The organism is Streptomyces sp. NPDC057900, assembly GCF_042887885.1.
GTDB lineage: Bacteria > Actinomycetota > Actinomycetes > Streptomycetales > Streptomycetaceae > Streptomyces.
In genome coordinates this window covers 1-1940 of record NZ_JBHVOI010000033.1, presented here as the reverse complement: position 1 = coordinate 1940, position 1940 = coordinate 1, and the positions used below count along the sequence as shown (strand labels likewise).

General features: G+C 66.8%; 1 protein-coding gene. It reads left to right on the top strand.

Features of this window, described 5'->3' with window-relative positions; all coding sequences use genetic code 11:
• The coding region (locus ACFVQ0_RS37155) for a dihydropteroate synthase (protein ID WP_390093599.1) at positions 1–1940 on the top strand (1940 nt) is incomplete at both ends.

Here is a 1940-nt window from a genome sequence, read left to right as displayed (position 1 = left end):
CTGACGAAGGACGGGGCGCATTTCCCGCTGGGTCCCGAGGGTCTGGCGGATGCGCAGGAGGCCTTCGTGACCGACTACGGGTTGTCGCTGATCGGCGGGTGCTGCGGTACGACTCCGGAGCATCTGCGTCAGGTCGTGGACCGGGCCCGTGGCCTTACCCCGGCCGTCCGTGACCCGCGCCCCGAGCCGGGTGCGGCGTCGCTGTATCAGACGGTGCCGTTCCGGCAGGACACTTCGTACCTCGCCATCGGTGAGCGGACGAACGCCAATGGGTCGAAGAAGTTCCGCGAGGCGATGCTGGAGGCGCGTTGGGACGACTGCGTGGAGATGGCGCGTGATCAGATCCGTGAGGGCGCGCACATGCTCGACCTGTGTGTCGACTACGTGGGCCGTGACGGGGTCGCGGACATGGAGGAGCTGGCGGGCCGGTTCGCTACCGCCTCGACCCTGCCGATCGTGCTGGACTCCACGGAGCTGCCGGTGCTGCGGGCGGGGCTGGAGAAGCTCGGTGGGCGTGCGGTGCTGAACTCGGTGAACTACGAGGACGGTGACGGTCCGGAGTCGCGGTTCGTGAAGGTTACGCAGCTGGCGGCCGAGCACGGTGCGGCGCTGATCGCGCTGACGATCGACGAGGAGGGCCAGGCCCGTACCGTCGAGCACAAGGTGGCGATCGCGGAGCGGCTGATCGCGGACCTGACGGGGAACTGGGGCATTCATGAGTCGGACATCCTCATCGACTGCCTGACGTTCACGATCTGTACCGGGCAGGAGGAGTCCCGCAAGGACGGGATCGCGACGATCGAGGCGATCCGTGAGCTGAAGAAGCGCCACCCCGAGGTGCAGACGACGCTGGGTCTGTCGAACATTTCCTTCGGGCTCAATCCGGCCGCCCGTGTCGTGCTGAACTCGGTCTTCCTGGACGAGTGTGTGAAGGCCGGTCTGGACTCCGCGATCGTGCACGCGTCGAAGATCCTGCCGATCGCCCGGCTGGACGAGGAGCAGGTCAAGGCCGCCCACGACCTGATCTACGACCGCCGCGCCGAGGGCTATGACCCGTTGCAGAAGCTCATGGAGCTTTTCGAGGGCGTCAACATGAAGTCGATGAAGGAGGGCAAGGCCGAGGAACTCCTCGCCCTGCCGCTCGACGAGCGCCTCCAGCGCCGGATCATCGACGGCGAGAAGAAGGGCCTGGAGACCGACCTCGACGAGGCCCTCCGCACCCGCCCGGCCCTGGACATCGTCAACGACACCCTGCTGGAGGGTATGAAGGTTGTCGGTGAGCTGTTCGGTTCCGGGCAGATGCAGTTGCCGTTCGTGCTCCAGTCCGCCGAGGTCATGAAGTCCGCGGTGGCTCATCTGGAGCCGCACATGGAGAAGTCGGACGCCGAGGGCAAGGGCACCATCGTGCTGGCCACCGTCCGCGGCGACGTCCACGACATCGGCAAGAACCTCGTCGACATCATCCTGTCCAACAACGGGTTCAACGTCGTGAACATCGGCATCAAGCAGCCCGTCTCCGCGATCCTGGAAGCCGCCGAGGAGAACCGCGCCGACGTCATCGGCATGTCCGGTCTTCTGGTCAAGTCCACGGTGATCATGAAGGAGAACCTCCAGGAGCTGAACCAGCGCAAGCTGGCCGCCGAATACCCCGTCATCCTCGGAGGCGCCGCGCTCACCCGCGCCTACGTCGAACAGGACCTCCACGAGATCTACGAGGGCGAGGTCCGTTACGCCCGCGACGCGTTCGAGGGCCTGCGGCTGATGGACGCGCTCATCGGGGTCAAGCGCGGTGTCCCCGGCGCTGTCCTCCCCGAGCTGAAGCAGCGGCGCGTCCCCAAGCGGGAGACCGCCGTGCTGGAGGTCGAGGAGCCGGAGGAGGGTGTCCGCTCCGACGTGTCCGTCGACAACCCGGTTCCGACTCCGCCGTTCTGGGGCACCCG